The following is a 16,109-nucleotide window of genomic DNA, read 5'->3' as shown; positions in this document are numbered from 1 at the left end:
GTATAGTACTACTCACGAAAGTTACGGAGAAGCGCAGCTGTGTCAGTTGAATTTGTTATCACCCTCGGCGATGTCATTGTCTATTTCATTGCGGTCGCATATGCGGCTCTGGTGCTAGTAATCGGCGATGTCGGAAGAAGAAAACTCGGACTGGGTGCCGACTTCACTCGAAAGATTATTCACCTCTTTGCAGGTGCCGCCATTTGGACTGTTCCATACTATCCCCATCCATGGGTCGCTACCCTCGTGGCCTCAACATTCGTGATAATGCTTGGCCTTGCCTCAACAGAGCGATTCAGTAATTTCTTTGCGGCAATGGCCCGACCTGAAGATATTGAACATGGAAGCGTTAGAGGGCCATTTTGGTATGCTGTGTCGATTACGTTCCTAACAGGACTTTTCACATTCACAGGCTTTGAGAACATCTACTTTTTGGCAGCTGCCGGTATCCACATAATGATGCTCGGTGATGGTTTGTCCGCCCCCATAGGCATCAGATATGGTACGAACTCAACCAGGGTGGTTTTTGGCTCCAAAAGAAGCACTCATGGCTGTCTTGCAGTCTTCGTGTTTGGCTTGATTGGTGCTCTCGTTTCATTCTGGTTTTTCGGGATTGTAAATTATGGTGCTTTTGTTGAAAATGGAACTGTGCTTTGGATTCCCATGATATTGCTTGGAATAGTTGGTGCAACAGCAGCAACCCTGATTGAGTTAGTAAGCCCAAAAGGAAGCGATAATGTTACAGTACCGATTCTTACAACAGCTATAATGTGGATTGTCGCAGTAGTGATAGGAATCCTTTGAATACGCGTGCTACTGGCCCGGTTCTACAACTAGGCGGTAGTAGTAGGTCTTCCCAGCAGTTGGACTGTCGCGCTCAATGCGAACGACTTGACCGGGACGAGCACCTAGAAGCTTAACGGCCGGATCCTCACGAAATATCCGAGGGAGTTTTTGTTTATCGATACCATAGTGGTCCAAAACCAATTGGACTTCTTCTTCACTTGCTATCGTGTGAGGAGTAACAAGGTCATGTCCGAATAGATCAAAGGACGCATAACCGCCTTCTACGAGCTCAACACGGGTTTTGCGAGCATGTTTCTTTGCTGCGGGAGTAAAACGCTTTCCGCCAACCAACATGCCCCGCTGAGCATTGAAATCCTCCATGTATCGAACTATATCTCTAACGACTGCAATACCAACTAGCTTCGGTTCTTTGAACACCCAGACCAGTTTCTTGATGGTATCTTCACCTTCTTCTTTGCGGCATACCATCGCATACCAATCGTCATATTCCAGTAACTCTTCTGTATCGTACCCTCTTAGATGGAGGAGATCTCTTGTCTTCATTACCAAGGTGGGGAATTCGTCCAACTCAAAAACACCACGATTTCAGGGAGAAAACTTCTGATGGGGATAAAAGTTTTCCCAATTGGGATACTGTGAAACAGAACGTATGCTGGGCATCATAATCTTCGCATCCAGATGAAACTGAGAGCTTTAACCTATATCAAGTACTGAGAGGATACTATTCCGTTATTCAGTCAGTTTGTGTCTATTCCTCTTCATACAAGCGCATAGGTTGATCGCAACAGACCAGAGTGCCAGGGCCTGATTTCTTCACCACAACAACTTGTTGACAGATATCACAGACGTAGGTTGCTCCTTCTTTAGCCATTCACAGTTTCCTCCCTTTTATTTCAATGCTCCAGTTTTGGAACTGCTTTTATTATTTTGGAATTAGTCGCAGAAGCAGTTCATTTTATGGTAGAAGCTAATTCGGAAATACCCTAGAAGCATATTCTATGTCCTGAATGTTGGCAACAATGTATTGTCCATTGGGTAGAAACCCACATAAGATATATACTTATACGCTGGTTGATATGTTTGCATAGAAGGCGAGAGGCGATAAGTGTGGCTGGACTTACCAAAGGCATGATTGCTGATGTGAAAAAGCAGCAGCAAATCAGATTGCCAGACGAGCTGTTCAACAATCCGAATCTTGAAGGAATGAAGGCAGCTATGGTCATCTATTTCGAAAACTCAGGCGAGATTAGGCTCATTCCAATGATGAGGGATGGTGGAGCGAGAGTGCGATTAGAAGTGGAAAAGGTTAATCCTGCACTCATGCAAACTATGACACGGCTTTTCAAGCAACATGATTTGAAAGTATTATTCACTACAGGATTCTGTTACGAGCAGAACAGATGTATCTATGAAGTCTATTTCGCAGCCGATTCACTGGAAAAGAAGGAAAAAGACATTCGAGACACCATAAGCGAGATTCCTGGCCTTTACAATAGCGAGTTCGAAATCCTTACAATCGGAGCTGAATGGTAGCGCATCTTCTATGTTGGCAAACGAAGCGAATTGCACCAAGAGAAGCAATCTAGGATGAGCCCATCTTCAGTGCTACATTCTCTTTCACATTTGTCTCCATAAGTTCCAAGTCTATATCTAGAAGAGACTCGAAATAGCCTTTCAGGAAATGCGCTGGATAGAAGGGACTACTGATGACGATGAGATCATCATGTAGACTAATAGAACCCCACCCGTATTCTTCGAGACGCTCCATTGCAAGCATCAAACCCTCTTCTTTTTTGATATCAGTCCCGTAGAAGAGCTTCACAATATCTGCTATTGGTGCTTGCTTTCCTGCGGTTCTTCCTAGTTCGTATTGATCATCAGGAGTTAGGGTACTGAAGAATAGTGAAACTTGGCTTTCGGATTCCAAAGCAAACCGAAATGTGTTTACATAGAGCCCACGTTCTGTCCACTTATGTACAGTGAAATCTAGAAACTTTCTCACAGCGTCCTCAATCATCTGAGCTCTCGATCGAGCCACCCGCTCCTTCACCAGTTCATCAATACGTTTTACCAACGACTGGCTCATGGTCACGCTGATTATCTTCTTCTTATCCGCCTCATCCGTTTCTTTTGGCAAAGAACTTGTTCCTCCTCATTTCGCTGCCATTCACCCATTTTAAACCCCTCAGACTTCCAACTAGAGGGTAATGAGGTCTATGGATTTCAACTATTTTACATGCATAGCTACTATTTGAGTTCTTTGGGATAACGGAAAAATAGGAAATGTGGAATTTTTCTTTCACGAAACAGACATGTTTGCAGTGTTTCAATACAAAGAATTTTCATAGGACGTAAGGCGAAGATTTAATCGTGTTAAGGAGCATCCATAATTATGCGTGCAAAGACTCCCTATGCCGAAGTCTGGCTTGAGATGGCCTCGGGAGGGCGAAAATATCGAGCCGCTCTTCTGGTCCCTGAAGGACATGAATATCCGGATGGATTCCATCTCTCCGAAATCCAGGGTGAGAATTCAACTAGCCAGCTCTACGTAACAGACTGGCATCTCGGAATAGTGAAGGCAAAGAAAGCAGCAGAAGGAGCCGCCAATTTCTACACAGAGCGAAAAATCAAGTTCTTGTTCTTTCGAGAAATAAGACCGCCTCAAGAAGTCTAATCTCTTCAGGTTTCCGTTTTCAAGTCGGTTTCCAAATTGACATACAAGTCTCAAAATGAATCCGGGCTCTAAGTCTCATGGTTAGTTTCACACTCGATGACAAAGAAAAAGAGAAATGAAAGGAGGAAATATCCTCCTTTCCTAAACTGTCACGTTAGTATTGTTGCTTCGACAATTCCCACTGTAGAAGGACTAACCAATACAACGATACCGATTGCAATACAGCCCAAACCAATCAGAATGCTGACAGGCCTTGATGCAAAAACACGGCCAATCAATTCGATTATCCCCAGTATGAGCCCTCCTATCGTATAGACAACTGAGAAAATCACGATTCCGATTACAAGCATCCATTTCAGCTGCATAATCTGGACAACATATTGGCCAATGAATGGATCTGTTTGGTAATTGGACAGAATGCCGTAGATCGTAAATGTGCCAAAGGCAGCTACTGCTAACGCAAATACAATCGCCAAAGGCAGTTTCGTCAGAATTCTCATAGTCAAGGAGAATCCCGCTACAATCAATGCCGCAGCTACAATAATAGCTAATCCCGTTGTATCTGTAGGCACGTAATGCTCATAGATAACATATCCTACGAGTATGTCAAGGATTCCAACGAAGAACCCGAAATACGACGCGAATTTGATGATGTATTTCAGCACGTCACCAATCAGTGGGATAGGGTCAACTATCCGTTCGAGCAACCACGCAGCTGCAATGATTCCGGTGCCAACAAGCACCCAGCCAACTATCCATGGATCATGGAAGAAGGCCATTATTTCGCCTAGGCTTGTATTGAATATCTCAAATTGAAGCATCTTAGTACACCCAGCCTCTTTCTACTGGCTCTTAAACATCGTTGCTAAAAAACTATTCTCAAATATTGTTTGTACCCAGTAATAACCCAGAAAGAGCAAGAGTAGCCCAAAAAACGAATACTGAGATTGCTCCTATGAGCTTCGGATACGAGAAGCCAATCATCTGGGAGTTCTGATAGCCAGCAGAGCCAGTAATGAGTGCCAAGGTGATGGTAAGAGGAAATACATCCATAAGTCCAACCGGTTCGGATATCAAAAACGGTCCATCTCCTAACAAAGTTCCAATATCAAGGAAAGGAGATAGTGATGTAACCAATCCTAAGACGATTGAACTGGTAAGACTCAACAACAACACCTTCAACTTCTGAGCTTCAATAATGGAATCACGTTCTTTTGCAGTTGCTGACCGTTCAACTAACCTAGAAGCAATAGTGGTGATTCTATCACCAGCCTGCCTCGCTGACCGTTCACACATAAGTGGAATGATTTGAAGTAGTCGAGCAACCCTTAATCCCACCACACGGCTTCTTGCTTTGTAAAATGCTTCTGAAAGGCTTTCCTCACGATTATATATCGAAGCCAGAATGGAATCAAGGATAGAATCTACGGGCGAACTTACACTGTCTCTAATCTCCCGAAGAGCAACCTCACATGTATCACCGGAGGTCAGTCTCTCGCCCAGAAGCATCAGCATGTTCAGAAACTCGTCATATTCATCTACAGCCTTTTTCTGAGAGTATGCTTCTTCAGTATCGGGATTTGGCATGTCGAAATATACTGAGAAATCATCAGCAAATCGTGACTTAAGTGAATAATGAATACCAATGAGAAGAGGCGAAATCAACAAGATAGCCCAGTTCTGAGCTAGCCCTGATAACGAGATAGCCAGTGTGATAACGATGGGCATATACGTAGACAATGCGGAAACAATGAGAAGCCTACTCTCCAGTTCCAGGTTTTTCTGGCGAAGAGCCATATCAGCTTCAAAGGATTTTCCGGAAAGTGAATCGAGTAGATCGGTTTCGCTCTCAGACGAAGAGAGGATTGCTGTAATATACCTGCGAAGGTCCTTCGAAGGTTGGTTTTCTGCAAATTCAGCAAGACAGCGTTCAGGAGGGACACCATTCTGTATTCGTAGAAGCATATCACGGAACGCCTTTGATAAGTAAGGGAATCCTGATTGTGCCACCATCTCTATAGCATCAAATATAGTGCCGCCCGAGGTGTAAACCAATACAAACTGCTCGAATAGCATGTCAGCATGTTCAGACAAAGTGACCTTGTAACTATCCATGATTCGTTCTGGATGGGTTACAATCACATAGTAAGCAAACACAGCTGTTAGAAGAGAGAGCGGCACAAGCAGGAAGATAGGGCTACTGAGAATCACGAGGAACAGTGTTACAACAGCAAAGGATATCACCGAAACGAGATACGCTGCGGAATACACGGAAGTAACACTGAGTGAAAGAATAGGAGCAAGGAAAGCCACAGCACGTTCCATAGCTTCATTTTCTCTGGTTTTTGCCAGAGTTGAGAATGGAGGTATTTTCAAAGCAAATTGACACAGGCTTTCAAAGACCAAACAGTTTCCCTCTGCAACTTCATTTTGCTAACATAATGATAAAGGACACTATCAGAAGTAGTCTGTGATTTTTCTCTGGCACTGATGGTTATCGTGAATATAGCTGGTATCAAGCCATCTCTGCAAGGGAGTGTGTAAGTACTTCGCCACAGCCTGTACAGCTTCTTGATAGGTTGAGTGTCGTTCCGAATCTGATTCAGTTAACGCACGGCGTGCTATCTCTCTGAATCTCCAAACACCAAGCGGTACCCATTTGGTTGGATCGATCTCCATGAAAACGAGGACACCAGCTTGTCGCCTCATGTCACTCAGATACTCCAAGGCGGGCAATCTAGTTGCGTAATACGCACCAACCACATCACTGGCATAGTCTGTCCGACCCTTGTGCCATTCATAATCAGAGAGAATCGGTGGTCGTTCGCCTGTTAACCAGCACTCAAGAGCTTCAAACTGCCAAGCACTCGGAAGAAACAGCAACACAACACGATTTCCCAAAGCATAGTCAGAGAAAACGAGGTAATCGTTTATCCAAGGATATTTCACGATTTCCTCATGAAGATTCTTTCCTACGATATCATCTACCGCTGTTATACTCCACTTTGTTGGAACAAGGCGCCTTTTCTTTTTCTGTCCCAGTAGACCAACCGATAGAAGACGCGTCAGATGTTCCTGCCTTATGCCTTCCTCAAAAAGAGTCATTACACCACGTTCTGCCCTAAGATCAGTATCAGATGTGATGTAGTCAACTTTGCGAGGTACACTTGGATTATCTTCTAAGCGGAAGGAGTCCAAAGGAGCCGAAGGGCCGACTGGAAGTGTACGCCCTGTAGTGATTCTGTTGAAGCGTGGTCTTCTGAGAAGCATCGCCTCTGAATCCGCAGGAGAATCAGAAAGAGCCATGACTTGTGTTTCATTGAGGACACGTGGAGGGTCCACTGCTGCGTCGACGGGATAGGGTCTTTTTGTACGTACTAGGCTGAATCGAAGGCCAATAATCTCATCAATGCTCTTGTTAAGCCAGAGATCGGGGCGTTCCATGACAGCCGCCCGTTCTCCCACGAGAGGTGGTATGAGAGGACCAATTCTCACTTTCGGATAGCCATGTTCACCAACAAAAACCGAAGGTGGGGATGAACCTGAAAGATTCATGCCGGTTACTGAGTTATCAATGTCCACAAGTGCTTTTGCTCGTAATAGAAGAGGGCATGGATTGATACCACAAAGGTGGCGATGTCCCATGCAGCGTGAGCATACGCGCTCATCAAAGGCAATCTCCGAATTGCCATGACCGAGCTTCGTTTGTGGCATTCCTCAGCACTCACCTACTTATCACAATACGTTTATTCTACGATTATTAAATCATCACTATCCACGAAAGCGTACTATGCATTCGATGGGAACGGAGTTCCACAAATGCTTACTCGCCGTCAACGAATCGCAAAGCTCCTTGAAGAAATCGATCAACCTCTTACAGCAATCGACATACGAGAGATTCTGGAACTGGAAAGCATCTCGAATATCTATGAGGATTTGACCCATATAGCCAAAAGCGTTCAAAATGAAGGGAAACAACTCCTAATGCGGCCAGCCAGTTGTGGAGATTGTGGATTCGTCTTCAGAAGCCGAACCAAACCAGATACCCCTTCAAGATGTCCAGAATGTAAATCAGAGTGGATTCGTATGCCCGCGTATACAATCGTTGAAAAAGAGAATTAGTCGAGCTTGTGGACCTTCTTTACGTCAGTATCTTTGCGCCTGATATGCTTGACACGAGAAACGAAATAGTCAGACAGTCCATATTCAGCCTTCTCAACATAGCCATCAAGAACAACTTCGATTCCAGTTCGGGGAAGGAATTCGCATCGTTTCATAGTTTTTGAAGACAACCGAACTCGATAGGTATCACCTGATTCTTCATTCTGGACTACGAAATCAGTAAAAGCATACCACCTGTGCGTGCCAACCCGACGACTGTCGCTTTTCAGCATTTCACGAATTGTTCCCTTTACAATAGTCATTCCTTTTCATTCCATCCACGGCCCTACGAGTTTACCATAGCGCCCACCGCCTCCTGCTTGGTACTCGATATTACCTTTTCTGAAACAGTCAATCATCCGCGATACTTTTGGAGTAATCTCCTCGATTAATTCCGGATTGGTTTTCATCAGGATTTCAATCTCGTCCCCAAATTGCCCTCTCAACTTCGAATAGAGGAATCTAACCTTTTTTGAAGAACGGGATTTTATCCCGAGAGCATCAGCGACCAAATCAAGCAACGGAGGAATATGGTGATATGGTGGTCGATGAGGAGGCGACAGGGATTTTGCTTGTCCGATTGCCATGGCACGATCTCTAACTCCGAGTCGAATTGCTTTTCCATCAGCAGGGCATGTCACTTCCTGCTCGGCAATGTCTTCCACTATTCTCTTTCGCTCATCTACAGAATCGCAAGGCATGTAGATGTTCAAATCATCGTATCTCGAAAATGTGGAATCCGTATTCAAAACTATGGTCCTTCTACAGCTTGGGCAGAAAGATAGGTAGTACTTGCCTAATCGTGGATCCAAACCGAAATTTGCTACAGGCTTTCTACCTTTTTTCCTAGAGAGGGCAAGCGAGATTTCATGATAGGATGGTTTCTCAATTTTCAATCGGATGAACTCGCGTCCGATTTTCTCCGGAGATGGAGAATGGGCATCACTTGAGGTTATGTAGGTCAGAGACCGTAACTCTGGGATATGATCTGCCAGAATCGTATCTGCAGAGAGACCGAGTTCCAAGAACTCGATGTTTCCAGCTTCGGAACCATAACATTCCTGCAAAGTCTCATTCTCACCTTGTCTGAATATGGAACGAAATGGAGTGAATGCATGTGCCGGGCCAATCAAGCCTCCAACATCTCTCACAATTCCCGCCAATCTCTCTGCAGGCAAATTAACCCGGGGACGACCACCCCATTCATCGTTTACATTTGGAGAATCAGATTCGATAAGCCGGACCAGATTCTCTACAGCATCATAATCAGGAAGAAGAATCAGATGATGAACTGAGTTCTCGTCCTCAATCTCGGTAGTTAGGATGAACCAAATATCTTCATGTCTAAAACACCCGGATTTAGGTTCTAGATTCTTCCTGAGATGCTCTAACCAGTCAGGTTGCGTTGCATCACCAGTTCCCAAAATGTCCAGACCCTTTTTTCTAGCAGCTAGAGCCATGTTGGGAATCGACATGTGTGGGCTTACACCAATTGAATGAGAAGAATGAAGGTGCAGATCAGCGTCGAATCTTTGTTTCATTTAGAGCTTCATATCCTCACTATTACTTTCGTGGTTTCTGGCTTTGTCGAGTGTCTAAATGCTTCTTCCCCCTCTTCCAAAGGAAACTCCTTGGATATCAAACGATTTACCTCAATTCTTCCTTTTTGTAACATATCAAGAGCTTCATCATAGGGCCCACGACTCGAACCCACAATTCTCAGCTCTTTCATCACAATTCTGTCGGTGTTTAGTGGGACTTCCTTACCATGGAGACTCTTCAAAGCTATTATCCCTCGACTCCTGACTACTTCAAGAGCCATTTGGGCGCCTTTTGGGGTTCCAGTGCATTCGACAACTACACGGGGACCCACACCCTGTGTTGCAGTTTTGATCTCCCGGATCCAGTCATCGTCATGTGCAAGTAGAGTATTCCTAAGTCCTACTCGCCGGGCCAAACCAAGCTGCCACTTGTTCCTTCCAACGACATACACATTGGCTCCATATGCATCATAAACTTGGGCAACAAGAAGACCTAATCTGCCACTTCCGATAATAGCTACGGACTCATTCTCCCTGATGCCGGTTCTTTTCGCGGTTCCTATTGCGGATGCGAGTGGTTCTGCAAAAACACCAGTCTGTGTGCCCACATCTTCAGGCAATGGATGTATCAATGAAGCAGGAACACTCACATACTCGGCCATTCCGCCATCGACGTCGATTCCAAGAGTTTTTCGTTTTGGACAAATATGCGAATGACCCCGTTTGCAATACCAACAACGTCCGCATGGGATATCTACTTCTGTTGTAACCATCATTCCTTCTTCTATATCATTGACTGAACTCTTGTGTACAACACCGCTTATTTCGTGCCCAAGTATTAATGGTAGCGGAGCTTCCTTTTCTCCCTGCCAGATTTGGATATCCGTACCGCAAACACCGACTGCACGAACCTCTATTCTCACTTCCCCCGGCATAACTGGAGGCCGTGGCATATCCGCGACCTGCAGACCATCCTGTGTTAAGACAAGTGAATGCACTGGAACACACCCTTTATCGTACTACTGATTGTTAACAACAAAAGAATAAACCCTTCGATACTGCTGTCTGATTGAGAAGATATACTCTAAGAGAAGCATAGCCATTACCAAGAAAATATACATGGCTATTGGCTGAAGTAGAACTGGAGACATGATTGCTCTCTAGAGGTGCAGAGATGGAAGAGATGGGCCTGGAAATTGTACCAGAAACAACAGTTGAAACAGCAGTTGAGTTGGCGGTTCGCGCGGAAGACAATGGATTCAGGAATTTGTGGGTAACTGATCATTATAATCACCATGGAGTATGGCCCGTCTTAGGTGCTATCGCCATCCGGACCAACAAGATTCTACTTGGCCCTGGAGTAACGAATCCCTACACAACGAATCCCTGTGTTATCGCCTCCTCCATTGCAACAATCGACGATATGAGTGAAGGTAGAGCTGTGCTTGGACTAGGTGCTGGTGACAAATCTACTCTTGAATCCATAGGGATTCTCAGGCAGAAACCTATCACAGCAGTAGAGGAAGCAGTAAGAATCATCAGAAGTCTTCTCGGTGGAGAAAGAGTTAGTGTGAAAGGATCAGTATTCTCGACCAGAAATGCAAGATTAAACTTGGGTTTAGACGACTCTACTTGTGGAATAGATATCTTTGTAGGAGCGCAAGGACCTCAGATGCTAGAGACTGCTTCCATGCTCTCAGATGGGATTCTCTTGAATGCAAGCCATCCTCGGGATGTAAAGGCTGCTAGAAGTATAGTTGCAGAAACATGCCGAAAAACTGACCGTGCCATGGATTCTCTTACCTTGGCTTGTTACTCATCATTTTGCCTTCTTGATGAGGATGAGAATATTCCACTAGAATCAAAAGTCGTTGTTGCATACATCGTAGCAGGTAGTTCCAGAAGAGTCTTGGAACGTCATGACATCGATATAGCAAAGAAAAAGACTATCAAACGTAGCCTACATCAGGGCAACTACGCCTCCGCCGCTAAGAAAGTGACTAGAAAAATGCTTGATTCATTTTCCGTTGTCGGAACATCTGAAGAGTGCATATCAAGAATGAAAGAGCTTTCAAACGTCGGAATCGATCAGTTTGTTGTGGGTTCTCCAATAGGAAGCAACAAGTTAGCGACGATAGAGAGAATAGGAAACGAGATTATTCCGCAGCTGACCTGACCGAACGCACGAGAATCGAGGTAGATGTAATGCAGAACAGGACAGTTCTATGCAGAAGATTGGGAAGAGGAGAAGTAACAGATTGGTTAAGTTTGCCACGAGACGAACCAAAGGTGCCAGGAGACGATGCACGTCTCACCTGGTTTGTACGTTTGCCCAAATCAATCTGCTATGTTTCCTCAATAGGAGAGCGCAGAATTGGAGGGAGCATTATATATCATAACGATGTTCTCCATGACTTGGCTCTCGTTTCAGTGCGATTAGATCCAGAATTCCGAAAGTCTTTGCTTTACCAACTCATCAAATCGTCTCTACCATGGTTTCGCAGCCAGTCCATAGAATCTGTAACAGCCTTAGTAAATCCCGAGAAAAATGAACATATCCTCCCCTTCCCTTTGAGAAGCGGCATTCCATCCTGGGCTAATGAATCATTGAAAGACATAGGGTTCGAAAAAGCATCTACCCTTAATCACTTTGTTTTCCCCGACATAGAAATGAAGGACCACCTCAAAACGGAGGAATACAAGATAACAACGGACCGTACACATGGTGGTACATTCAGTCCACCCTCAACCGAAAACAGGCATCTCGTTCATACTCATATTGTGCCGATGATATCCTTATCTCCTGATGTAGCAACATTTCATGTCATATCATCGGATTCACAAGTTGTGGCAACCGGTCAAGTGTTACGAATAGAAGGCAGAATAATACTTGGACCAATAGAGTGGCAAGAAGACGAAATTAATGTCGAGATTCTTGCTCAAGAAGTCTTAGCGTATGTTTCACAAAAGGAGCTTGAAAACTTGGAATTAGCAATGATTACTCCGGATCAAAGGGCGTTCATTCAATCTATTGAAGGACAGGTGAATACTCAACCAGAACGAAATGAGTACACAATCTTCCGCAAGGAGCTTTGAATAACTTTGAGGAGGGGAAAGAATGTCAAGTGTTAGTGTCAGGAAGTATGGTGACGGATTCGTTGTTCGCTATGGCAGACGAAAATTGGGACTTGACACGGGATTCGAAGGCGGAACAACACTGCTTTCCCATTCGCACATGGATCATGTGGGAGGTCTCAAATTGGCTGATCTCGTGGTCGGAACTTCAGGCACCTTCGATACGCTCAAGGCAAGGGGTGGAAGGGTACGAGGTGGAAAGCTCACTCTGAATTACGGTGAGTCATATACTATTGATCAAATCAAAATCACCGTTCTTAATGCTGGTCACGTACTAGGTTCAAGCATGTTCAAAATCGAGATTGGAAATGGCCCATCGATTCTATACACAGGCGATTTCAACATAGTAGATAGCTTGGTTCATACAGGAGCTCATGCATCCGATGCAGATGTTCTCATTACAGAAGCTACATATGGAGATCCCAGTTGGGTTTTTCCAGAACGAAAAGGAGTATACGAGAACATAATTACTGAAACGAAGCGTCTACAAGAAGAAAACAAAATTCCCGTGCTCAAAGCGTACTCCCTTGGAAAAGCGCAAGAGGCCATAGGACTTCTGAACAAGAATGGAATGGAAACCATCTCCGGGAATTATAGCATTGACGCGGTTTCGGATATCTATAGAAAACATGGAAAAGAGATTCAATTCCTCAAGCTAACAGATGAGGAAACACCAGCTATCCTCACAGGAGAAGGAGTTGTGATAAGCTCCTCCATCCGTCATACCTTACTGAATGTGAGAAAGAACCTGGGACGAGCTCTGGCAAAGGAACTGCACAACAAAATGGTTGTACTCTCACTTTCAGGTTGGACATTAGGAAAATATCGAGAAGAAGGTTTCCCGCTGAGCGCTCACACAGACTTCCCAGGATTAATCCGCTTTGCTGAAGAGGTAAATCCACGTCTGGCATACTGCTTCACAGAGAACGGTAATACTCTTGCAATGCATCTTAGTAACAATGGTATTCAAGCCGTGCCGCTGGGGTAAGTGGTCGACATGAAGGAACTAGAGAGAATCAAATCAGAGATGGTAAGAGCTATTCATGCTCACTCCTTTTTCTCAGTATCCAGATCAGGAGAAGTCCATGAAATGCTCACTTACGAATATGAGGACCCCGAAGGCTACTACAGAAGCGTCCTAAGGGACGAAGACCTACTTAGAGAGGAAGCCGAGAAACTGGCCCGTAATATGCAGTATTACTTGGACAAAGAAAGGGTCGAAATCAACGGGCGGAAGGTGAAGTCCATTGTGAATTACGTGGATATATTCACCAAGGGCACTACAGAAGTCGTGAGCGTAGTCTATCTGATTGATTTTGCTGGAACTCTGAAAGAAGGATTCAACCGAATTGAGACGTGGATTGAGGAAGAAACAGCACCATATGACTTCGAGATCATATGGAGATTCCCAGTCGGGTCACATGTAACAGATATTGATACACTTTTGGATTACGAAATCTACGATGACAAGATTGTACTCTGGGCATTGGATGGACAAGAAGTCGGGGGCTACGAGCTAATGGAATTCAAATTGCCGAGTAAACGATTCGATACAACTGCGAAATCCGAGAGGAGAATGTAGTCATGCAGCTGACGTCAGATTACTACTTCATAGCAATAGGCCTTGTTATCGTAGGAGTAGTATTGATTTTCCTCGGGATTCTTTGGCGAACCAGAAAACAACCTGAAGACAGCGAAGTGAAAAGCAAAGGGGTTGTTCTTCTGGGACCTATTCCAATTGTGTGGGGCTTCGGAGAAAAAGGGAAGATACTAGCAGTGATTCTATTTGTTTGTGTTATTATGTTCTATCTGCTGATGCTGTTCTAGTCCACCCCCATTCCAGCCACACTCAGCACAGACATTGGTTCCAGCAATGGTTCGAACAATTTTGCCGTTTATTAGGCATTCTGGGCAGATGTCCAAAGGTTCACCACACGTGGGACAATTGGTTCTGAAGCGGAGTCCTCTGATGCAAATAATCATGCCACAAGAACGGCATTTTACCGCATGATCAATGCAGAACTCATTACCGCAGCGATCACATCGAAGACTCGCTTTTGTACTGCAAAGTGAACAGGATTTGGGCATTAGACTAAGCCCCCATATAGAATCAGTTTCTGCATTCAAATAAATCTAGCCCCCCTCTTTAAGAATCTCAAAATGAACTGCTAGTGGTGCTTTTGATTCCAATACCCACCAAGTATTACGGTCGCGTTACCAATCCCTATAGAGACAAGAAGAGGTAGAAGATACTAGATGATTTTCAATGATTTTCAAATGTCGCAACTGCGGAAAGACAAGCACGGATATCGATATGGTGCTAGACGGAGCTTGTAGTTGTGGAAGCACCCATTTTCAGTTAGTATCTCAAGATGTGACTGATGTTATGGAAAACCTATCTCCAAAAGAAGAACTTCGCAAACAGTTACATCGCTGGCTTGATGTGAACATAGATAGTATGACCGAAGAAGATATGGAAAATATCAGAGTATCATTTGAATCGGGAAACCGCAGCAAGATAGCTAATCCATAATGGGTTACTAGTCCCTACCTTCCAGCGGTTTTTCTATCCTGGCGATTTGGTCTTCTATGGCTGACTCCAAGTCCGTCTTACCGGCCACCTTAGAAATGCGCTGTACGGCTTGAAGATTATGAATGACGGTGTCTAGCCAAGAAAGCATATCGCCAGGGTAAACCCACAACTCATATTCTTTGAGAAGCTTCCGCGTTATCTCGGACGGATTCATACCTTCTTTTCTCTTTTCCACAATCCACGTCCCAAATTCTATCTTGGGATGACCACATTCTGGAGCATCAGGACACTTGCATTTGAAAAATTCTCTAGTCCATCGCCCAAAGAGTTCAAACATCCATCGCGAGAGTCGACTCGCACCGCCACGTTCATTTCCGACATCACTTATGTCCAGAAAGACACCTGAGAAAAAGCGAGTAGGCATATGAGTTCTGAACGCCGAGTTGATCTCCTTCTGCACCTTCTTACTGAAATAGACGTTTTCAAACGGATCTAGCATGACAGCTATTTCCAACGGCTCCATTCTTTCTGATTTCTTTAGTACCTCGATGCCTTGGTTAGGAGTTAGGAATGACATGGAAGTTGCCTTACCTAAATCGGTTGGAATTGCTTTTCCTTCCTGTACCCGGATCATGCGCTTCTTCACCAAATGCTTGAGAGCGTCGGATGGTGGAACTGAAGCTGACAGCAGCTGACTGTAGTGTTTTGCAGTAGTCCTGAGTTCCATGTTTCCTGCAGCACAAATAGTGGCAAGAATCTGCTCAGCGCTTCTTTCTTTATTCGCAAAAGGCTCTACTTCTTCTATTTCTCCCCGCAGCAAATCGGAGGCCACCTCATCTTCGGTCAGATCTTGTCCTCCGTGATATTTACGCTCTGGCTGAACTACCAGATAGACCTTACCTCGGTCATGTTTACCAAGCCGCCCAGCCCTACCCAACATCTGTTCAAAATCTGCAGTTGATAGCCACTTAGCTCCCATGGCTAATGATTCGAATATTACCTGAGAAGCAGGCAAATCCACTCCGGCACCAAGTGCAGCGGTTGTCACAACACATGCATATCGTTGCTTGGTGTAAGAATCCTCAATTTTTCTACGTTCATAATAGGATAGCCCACCGTGATATACTGCTGAAGAAACCCCGTGTTCATTGAGCCAGTCCGATATTCTATGACACCTTCTCCGTGAAAACGTGAACACTATAGATTGCCCTTTTTTGCCTGCACTGCTTGTTGTGCGAAACTCGCTGGATACAAGACG

The 16,109-nt window shown here is 44.6% G+C and carries 20 protein-coding genes; 10 read left to right on the top strand and 10 right to left on the bottom strand.

Features of this window, described 5'->3' with window-relative positions; genetic code table 11:
* The first annotated feature begins 39 nt into the window (after positions 1 to 39).
* On the top strand, positions 40 to 804 hold the full coding sequence (locus GF309_04645) for a hypothetical protein (protein ID MBD3158056.1): 765 nt from the start codon (positions 40 to 42) through the stop codon (positions 802 to 804).
* Positions 805 to 813: 9 nt separating this feature from the next.
* Here the strand turns inward: GF309_04645 and GF309_04640 are convergent, their stop codons facing one another.
* On the bottom strand, positions 814 to 1,374 hold the full coding sequence (locus tag GF309_04640; protein MBD3158055.1) for a DNA-directed RNA polymerase subunit H: 561 nt from the start codon (positions 1,372 to 1,374) through the stop codon (positions 814 to 816).
* 181 nt (positions 1,375 to 1,555) lie between these two features.
* Positions 1,556 to 1,678: a desulfoferrodoxin FeS4 iron-binding domain-containing protein gene (locus tag GF309_04635; protein ID MBD3158054.1), complete on the bottom strand. Its 123-nt coding sequence runs from the start codon at positions 1,676 to 1,678 to the stop codon at positions 1,556 to 1,558.
* 209 nt (positions 1,679 to 1,887) lie between these two features.
* Between GF309_04635 and GF309_04630 the strand changes: the two genes are divergently transcribed.
* Positions 1,888 to 2,340, top strand: a complete 453-nt coding sequence (locus GF309_04630) for a hypothetical protein (GenBank protein ID MBD3158053.1) — start codon at positions 1,888 to 1,890, stop codon at positions 2,338 to 2,340.
* A gap of 49 nt (positions 2,341 to 2,389) precedes the next feature.
* Here GF309_04630 and GF309_04625 read toward each other — a convergent pair whose 3' ends face one another.
* Positions 2,390 to 2,944, bottom strand: coding sequence for a ribbon-helix-helix protein, CopG family (locus GF309_04625; GenBank protein ID MBD3158052.1), 555 nt, complete (start codon positions 2,942 to 2,944; stop codon positions 2,390 to 2,392).
* 255 nt (positions 2,945 to 3,199) lie between these two features.
* Here GF309_04625 and GF309_04620 point away from each other — a divergent pair, with 255 nt between their 5' ends.
* Positions 3,200 to 3,481 (top strand): hypothetical protein, encoded by a 282-nt coding sequence (locus GF309_04620; GenBank protein ID MBD3158051.1) that lies wholly within the window; start codon positions 3,200 to 3,202, stop codon positions 3,479 to 3,481.
* Positions 3,482 to 3,630: 149 nt separating this feature from the next.
* Here the strand turns inward: GF309_04620 and GF309_04615 are convergent, their stop codons facing one another.
* From GF309_04615 to GF309_04605, 3 genes are read right to left on the bottom strand one after another with little or no spacing between them, the layout of a single operon-like run.
* The gene (locus GF309_04615) at positions 3,631 to 4,302 is read right to left on the bottom strand and encodes a hypothetical protein (GenBank protein MBD3158050.1); all 672 of its coding nucleotides are present in this window, start codon (positions 4,300 to 4,302) and stop codon (positions 3,631 to 3,633) included.
* Between the two features lie 58 nt (positions 4,303 to 4,360).
* A complete protein-coding gene (locus tag GF309_04610) occupies positions 4,361 to 5,887 on the bottom strand; it encodes a hypothetical protein (GenBank protein MBD3158049.1) in 1,527 nt (508 codons plus the stop codon).
* Between the two features lie 51 nt (positions 5,888 to 5,938).
* A complete protein-coding gene (locus GF309_04605; GenBank protein ID MBD3158048.1) occupies positions 5,939 to 7,195 on the bottom strand; it encodes a hypothetical protein in 1,257 nt (418 codons plus the stop codon).
* A gap of 105 nt (positions 7,196 to 7,300) precedes the next feature.
* Here GF309_04605 and GF309_04600 point away from each other — a divergent pair, with 105 nt between their 5' ends.
* Entirely contained in the window at positions 7,301 to 7,603 is a 303-nt protein-coding gene (locus tag GF309_04600; protein MBD3158047.1) for a transcriptional regulator, read from the top strand.
* On the opposite strand, the gene GF309_04595 is transcribed toward GF309_04600, so the two are convergent.
* The 3 genes from GF309_04595 to GF309_04585 all read right to left on the bottom strand — a co-directional run bounded on the left by GF309_04595 (position 7,600) and on the right by GF309_04585 (position 10,181).
* Positions 7,600 to 7,905 carry a hypothetical protein gene (locus GF309_04595; GenBank protein ID MBD3158046.1) on the bottom strand — a complete coding sequence of 102 codons (306 nt, stop codon included), beginning with the start codon at positions 7,903 to 7,905 and terminating at the stop codon, positions 7,600 to 7,602. The genes GF309_04600 and GF309_04595 overlap by 4 nt on opposite strands.
* 6 nt (positions 7,906 to 7,911) lie before the next feature.
* Positions 7,912 to 9,117 carry a hypothetical protein gene (locus tag GF309_04590; GenBank protein ID MBD3158045.1) on the bottom strand — a complete coding sequence of 402 codons (1,206 nt, stop codon included), beginning with the start codon at positions 9,115 to 9,117 and terminating at the stop codon, positions 7,912 to 7,914.
* Positions 9,118 to 9,191: 74 nt separating this feature from the next.
* A complete protein-coding gene (locus GF309_04585) occupies positions 9,192 to 10,181 on the bottom strand; it encodes an alcohol dehydrogenase catalytic domain-containing protein (protein ID MBD3158044.1) in 990 nt (329 codons plus the stop codon).
* Positions 10,182 to 10,357: 176 nt separating this feature from the next.
* Here GF309_04585 and GF309_04580 point away from each other — a divergent pair, with 176 nt between their 5' ends.
* The 6 genes from GF309_04580 to GF309_04555 all read left to right on the top strand — a co-directional run bounded on the left by GF309_04580 (position 10,358) and on the right by GF309_04555 (position 14,851).
* Positions 10,358 to 11,359, top strand: coding sequence for a 5,10-methylenetetrahydromethanopterin reductase (locus GF309_04580; GenBank protein ID MBD3158043.1), 1,002 nt, complete (start codon positions 10,358 to 10,360; stop codon positions 11,357 to 11,359).
* A 29-nt stretch (positions 11,360 to 11,388) separates the two neighbouring features.
* Positions 11,389 to 12,279 (top strand): hypothetical protein, encoded by an 891-nt coding sequence (locus GF309_04575; protein MBD3158042.1) that lies wholly within the window; start codon positions 11,389 to 11,391, stop codon positions 12,277 to 12,279.
* A 22-nt stretch (positions 12,280 to 12,301) separates the two neighbouring features.
* Positions 12,302 to 13,306 carry a hypothetical protein gene (locus tag GF309_04570; protein ID MBD3158041.1) on the top strand — a complete coding sequence of 335 codons (1,005 nt, stop codon included), beginning with the start codon at positions 12,302 to 12,304 and terminating at the stop codon, positions 13,304 to 13,306.
* 9 nt (positions 13,307 to 13,315) lie between these two features.
* Complete coding sequence (locus GF309_04565; GenBank protein ID MBD3158040.1) at positions 13,316 to 13,900, top strand: hypothetical protein; 585 nt, start codon at positions 13,316 to 13,318, stop codon at positions 13,898 to 13,900.
* A 2-nt stretch (positions 13,901 to 13,902) separates the two neighbouring features.
* Entirely contained in the window at positions 13,903 to 14,145 is a 243-nt protein-coding gene (locus GF309_04560) for a DUF131 domain-containing protein (GenBank protein MBD3158039.1), read from the top strand.
* A gap of 439 nt (positions 14,146 to 14,584) precedes the next feature.
* Complete coding sequence (locus GF309_04555; GenBank protein MBD3158038.1) at positions 14,585 to 14,851, top strand: hypothetical protein; 267 nt, start codon at positions 14,585 to 14,587, stop codon at positions 14,849 to 14,851.
* Positions 14,852 to 14,858: 7 nt separating this feature from the next.
* On the opposite strand, the gene GF309_04550 is transcribed toward GF309_04555, so the two are convergent.
* Positions 14,859 to 16,109, bottom strand: a 1,251-nt coding sequence (locus tag GF309_04550; GenBank protein MBD3158037.1) for an RNA helicase, incomplete at its 5' end; no start/stop codon positions are given.

This window comes from Candidatus Lokiarchaeota archaeon (genome assembly GCA_014730275.1).
Classification (GTDB): domain Archaea; phylum Asgardarchaeota; class Thorarchaeia; order Thorarchaeales; family Thorarchaeaceae; genus WJIL01.
This window is presented reverse-complemented; position numbering and strand designations above follow the sequence as displayed.

Coding starts and splice junctions, on each gene's coding strand:
- GF309_04635 (MBD3158054.1), bottom strand. CDS start 1,678: ATGGCTAAAGAAGGAGCAACCTACGTCTGTGATATCTGTCAACAAGTT.
- GF309_04620 (MBD3158051.1), top strand. CDS start 3,200: ATGCGTGCAAAGACTCCCTATGCCGAAGTCTGGCTTGAGATGGCCTCG.
- GF309_04615 (MBD3158050.1), bottom strand. CDS start 4,302: ATGCTTCAATTTGAGATATTCAATACAAGCCTAGGCGAAATAATGGCC.
- GF309_04605 (MBD3158048.1), bottom strand. CDS start 7,195: ATGCCACAAACGAAGCTCGGTCATGGCAATTCGGAGATTGCCTTTGAT.
- GF309_04600 (MBD3158047.1), top strand. CDS start 7,301: ATGCTTACTCGCCGTCAACGAATCGCAAAGCTCCTTGAAGAAATCGAT.
- GF309_04595 (MBD3158046.1), bottom strand. CDS start 7,905: ATGACTATTGTAAAGGGAACAATTCGTGAAATGCTGAAAAGCGACAGT.
- GF309_04590 (MBD3158045.1), bottom strand. CDS start 9,117: ATGTCGATTCCCAACATGGCTCTAGCTGCTAGAAAAAAGGGTCTGGAC.
- GF309_04580 (MBD3158043.1), top strand. CDS start 10,358: ATGGAAGAGATGGGCCTGGAAATTGTACCAGAAACAACAGTTGAAACA.
- GF309_04575 (MBD3158042.1), top strand. CDS start 11,389: ATGCAGAACAGGACAGTTCTATGCAGAAGATTGGGAAGAGGAGAAGTA.
- GF309_04570 (MBD3158041.1), top strand. CDS start 12,302: ATGTCAAGTGTTAGTGTCAGGAAGTATGGTGACGGATTCGTTGTTCGC.
- GF309_04565 (MBD3158040.1), top strand. CDS start 13,316: ATGAAGGAACTAGAGAGAATCAAATCAGAGATGGTAAGAGCTATTCAT.
- GF309_04560 (MBD3158039.1), top strand. CDS start 13,903: ATGCAGCTGACGTCAGATTACTACTTCATAGCAATAGGCCTTGTTATC.
- GF309_04555 (MBD3158038.1), top strand. CDS start 14,585: ATGATTTTCAAATGTCGCAACTGCGGAAAGACAAGCACGGATATCGAT.